Origin of the sequence: Microcoleus sp. LAD1_D3 (assembly GCF_036702135.1) — a bacterium.
Taxonomy (GTDB): Bacteria; Cyanobacteriota; Cyanobacteriia; order Cyanobacteriales; family Microcoleaceae; genus Microcoleus.
This window is the reverse complement of sequence record NZ_JAUBSB010000131.1, coordinates 1-3,581: the sequence shown is the minus strand read 5'-3', so window position 1 is coordinate 3,581 and position 3,581 is coordinate 1. Positions and strand designations below refer to the sequence as shown.

Sequence of the window (3,581 nt, the reverse complement as noted above, 5' to 3'; positions counted from 1 at the left end):
TGTAAGGTTGTTGTCATTTGTTTATGATTGCTTTATTTGGTTTTCAATGTTCGTGACGGCTTTGTGTTCCGCCATGTAAATAAACATAAAGCATATTCTAAGGTTTGTAAAGTTTTTTAACAACAGATAAACTAATGACAGTCATAAGCTTAACTTATCAGTATGAAGAAAACTGGATAAAGAGGTAAGAATGCACAAAAAAGTAGGTAAAGCCTGGAAGCGCGTCGCCTTCAGGCATGGAAATATTAAGATACAGACTTTTGCTGGCTGGGTATCATAATGAGAGCCCAATAGGGAACTTCAGCGGGATCGACATCTGCGATCGCCCGAATTCGCTGATTCGGCATAGTTGCGCGTTCTATATACAGTGCTCGATCGAACTGTCCCAACTCAATCAGCACGTCCCGGACTTTCGCAAAATGCCGGCCCAGCTTAATAATCACAGCAGCATCAACAACCGCCAGTCGATCGCGCAAAACCTCAGCATCCAGCGTCGCAGGCATAATACTTAACACATCGTTACGATAAGTCAGCGGCACTCCCAACGCAGCCGCACTCGCCATTGTCGAAGAAATTCCCGGCACAACTTCAGTGGTAAATGTCGCCGACAAACGGTTGAATAGATACATAAACGAGCCGTAGAGAAAAGGTTCGCCCTCACATAGCACCGCCACATCCTGTCCCTCGCTCAGATGTGCGGCAATTTTCTCGGCAGCAATATCATAATAAGGTTGAGACGATCGCGTCGGACTAAAAGGCAACGGCATCGGAATCTCAATTTGCTCCGGGCGCAGATAATCTGCGACGATCGCCCGCGCCAGCACCTTACCATTTTCCATCGCCGGATAGGCAATCACCGGCACCGATTGCAAAATCCGATAAGCTTTCAAAGTAATCAACTCTGGATCGCCAGGGCCAATACCCAAACCGTACAATTTACCAGTAGCCTTAGTCATAATTCATCCTTTTTCGCTAACGCATTCACGGCCGCCGTTGCCATTGCACTGCCACCGCGCCGCCCGTGCAACGTAATAAATGGCACTCCCCGACTGTTGGCTGCCAGTTCGGCTTTGGATTCGGCAGCCCCCACAAATCCTACCGGGAAACCCAGAATTAAAGCCGGTTTGGGTGCTCCGGCATCCAGCATTTCCAGCAGTCGGAACAAAGCAGTCGGGGCATTGCCAATTGCCACAACCGCACCCTGCAAGTTGTCCAGCCATAAATCCAGGGCCGCTGCCGAGCGAGTATTTCCCATTTGTCGCGCTAACTCCGGGATTTCGGAATGCCAGAGGGTGCAAATCACCGGATTGTCAGCGGGAAGGCGTTTACGAGTGATGCCTTCGGCTACCATCCGGGCATCGCACAGAATCGGCGCGCCTGCGGAGAGGGCTTGGCGTCCGCAGGTGGCTGCACCGGGGGAAGCTGCTAAATCTGTAACAATATCGGTCATGCCGCAACTGTGAATTAGTCGCACGGCTACCGATTCTAAATCGGGTGGCAAGCTTGACAAATCTGCTTCGGCTCGAATTGTGGCGAAGGATTTGGTGTAGATTTCTGTTCCGTCTCGAATATAGTCAATCATTCTTTAAAACTGCTATGGGAATTTTGTGGGATTTGTGAAATAGATTTTTTGAATGAACCGCGAAGGCGCGTTCGGCGAAGCCGTTCCCGAAGGGTAGGACGCGAAGGAAGAAATATCAAGAGAGAGAGGAAGAGAAATGCTTAAAATTTGTCTGTTTTCATGGGATATTTTTTGACTTTCAATTCCGATTTTCGGTGTTCAACAACTCCTGCAATTGGTCGATCGCCTGGCGATCAACAAACTCACCAAATGACTCCAAAGGTTCTCGAAACCGCTGATACACCTGCAACAAAAGCTCGATCGCACCGGGCATCTCGGCCGCACTCACCGCCGGAAAAATTGGTCGCCCGAAGGGCAAATCTTTTCTACCCGCATAAATGTCGTAACCTTCGATCGTCTCGTGTCCTCGCTCAATCTGAATTCCCACCAGTGTGATATCAATGGGCCGATGCTGGGCGCAGGACTTTTGGCAGCCGCTGAAATGAATGTTAATCGGCTGGTCGATCGTCAATTTTTGCGCTAAATCCCTCACCATTGATAGGGCGTGACTTTGAGTATCTGTCGCCGCCGACGCACAGCCGCTGCTGCCGGCACAAGCCACCAAGCAGGAATCTAGGCGAGTCGCCGACGAGTGCAATCCCAAATCGGCGATTTGCTGTTTTATCTCAAAAAGCTGGGAGTTGGGGATATCAGAAATCAATAGATTTTGCCACGGCGTAAGTCTCAGGGTACCGCTGGCTAGATTTTGGGCTAAATTTGCCAAATTCCGCAGTTGCTTTGATTCTAGCCTACCGAGAGGCAGCGCAATTCCCATGTAGGATAAATCCGACTGTCGTTGAGGATGAAGGCCGAGATGTCGGGATTGTTCGATCGCCCTTGCAGATGAGTCGATCAAGCCGGCGGGCAAGATGCCCACCCCACAAGGAAATTCACTCTCTGTGGAACAGGCATCTTGCCTGTTTTTGGGAAATGTGCAAGATGTGAATTGCCATAAAAATGGTAAATTCTGCTGTACCCTTTCTAGATAACGTTCAGCGCCCCAATCTGCCAGCAGGTGACGCAAACGCGGTTTTTTGCCATCAATTCGAGGTCGATTTTTGGTGTATTCAAGATAGGTGCTAGCGAGGGCGGCTAATACTAAAATACATTGCGATTCTTGGATTAAAATCCCTGTATCGCCGTTTAAATGCAGCCGAAAAACGATTTCTGATTGGGTTGAACGCCCTTCAGCAGCTAATAAAATATCGTTGCGTAAAGCCTGGATCGAAACCGATTCCCCGCCGTCGAAGCCAATACTGAACTTAGGCGAAAGTTCCGAAAACTCGGAATGTGTTTGCAGGTAATCATCCCAAGCTTTGACTAGCGGGCGAGTATCGAGTAACTGCTGGCGATCGATCCCGGCTGTCGGGCTTGCCATAATATTGCGAATCGGGTCAACTTCAACGCGACGAGACGCTATCCCCAATTCCTGCAAGCGGTTCCAGACTTCCGGGACAATTTCCGAGTTCACTTCTCGGATTTGCAAATTTGCCCGATTTGTCACTTGCAAACAGCCGGTACTGTATTGATCAGCCAAATCCGCGATCGTCTGACACTGCTGCGCGTTTAAAATTCCCCCCGGAATCCGCATTCTCGATAAAACTCCGTCTCGGGCTTGGGAACCATAAAATAAACCCGGACAAGTTGGCAAATCAGTCAAAGCTAACAAATAATCTCCTCCCCGTGCTACGCAGGGAATCCAAAAGTAAACGCCCACAAAGCGCCCCCGAAATCGGCATTCTGACTTTTACAGTTGCGGCACAGCGCCGGAATTGCACCGGACTTTCCCGCTTTCAGGTTTGAGAAATATATCACAAGCCGACCCACAGAAAGCAAAACCCTCAACTTTCTTAACAAAACTTCTGGTGATCGTCCCTCTCTCCTTTCATCAGCTTTCCTAATCACAGTCATCAGTTTAACTGTCGTCAAACCTCTTTACAAACGTTAACAATACCGTTAA

Annotated in this window: 3 protein-coding genes and 1 riboswitch; all 3 genes read right to left on the bottom strand. The window is 49.0% G+C overall.

Annotated features, from left to right (window positions below):
- Positions 1–245: 245 nt before the first annotated feature.
- The 3 genes from QUA74_RS29385 to cobG all read right to left on the bottom strand — a co-directional run bounded on the left by QUA74_RS29385 (position 246) and on the right by cobG (position 3,338).
- Positions 246–956 (bottom strand): precorrin-2 C(20)-methyltransferase, encoded by a 711-nt coding sequence (locus QUA74_RS29385; RefSeq protein ID WP_333336252.1) that lies wholly within the window; start codon positions 954–956, stop codon positions 246–248.
- A complete protein-coding gene (locus QUA74_RS29380) occupies positions 953–1,582 on the bottom strand; it encodes a precorrin-8X methylmutase (protein WP_015176091.1) in 630 nt (209 codons plus the stop codon). Before QUA74_RS29380 ends, QUA74_RS29385 begins: the two co-directional genes overlap by 4 nt.
- Positions 1,583–1,760: 178 nt before the next feature.
- A complete protein-coding gene (cobG, locus tag QUA74_RS29375) occupies positions 1,761–3,338 on the bottom strand; it encodes a precorrin-3B synthase (protein ID WP_333336249.1) in 1,578 nt (525 codons plus the stop codon).
- 8 nt (positions 3,339–3,346) lie between these two features.
- A riboswitch (adenosylcobalamin-variant (AdoCbl-variant) riboswitch) is annotated at positions 3,347–3,426 on the bottom strand.
- Positions 3,427–3,581 lie beyond the last annotated feature (155 nt).

Coding starts and splice junctions, on each gene's coding strand:
- QUA74_RS29385 (WP_333336252.1), bottom strand. CDS start 956: ATGACTAAGGCTACTGGTAAATTGTACGGTTTGGGTATTGGCCCTGGC.
- QUA74_RS29380 (WP_015176091.1), bottom strand. CDS start 1,582: ATGATTGACTATATTCGAGACGGAACAGAAATCTACACCAAATCCTTC.